The sequence below is a fragment of the Algibacter sp. TI.3.09 genome (assembly GCF_038154905.1).
Taxonomy (GTDB): Bacteria; Bacteroidota; Bacteroidia; order Flavobacteriales; family Flavobacteriaceae; genus Algibacter.
The window spans coordinates 1-302 of sequence record NZ_JBAKAN010000039.1 but is presented as its reverse complement, the minus strand read 5'-3'; the positions used below and the strand labels follow the sequence as shown (position 1 = coordinate 302).

The window sequence follows — 302 nt, the reverse complement described above, 5'->3', positions numbered from 1 at the left end:
GAAAATTATAAAAACCCTAAAAGTTAAAAACATGAAAAATTTAAAATTATTAACAGCAATCCTACTAACATCAATTATGAGTTTCACATCTTTTCAAGATGAAATTGATAACGAAAACGGACAAAACCCAAATACAAATTCTGCAACATCACCTACAGCAAATAACTTAGAACGCTCGTCTATGTACGATGGTAGTGTTGCTGAGTGTTTAGATGGTGTATCTTGTTCTTCTATTTTATTTCCTTTAACTGCAACAATTAATAACACAGAAATTACTTTAATTAGTCCCGCAGATTACCCAC

General features: G+C 30.8%; 1 pseudogene. It reads left to right on the top strand.

Annotated features, from left to right (window positions below):
- Positions 1-31 precede the first annotated feature (31 nt).
- Positions 32-302, top strand: a pseudogene (locus tag V6246_RS18235) (hypothetical protein); the annotation flags it as partial.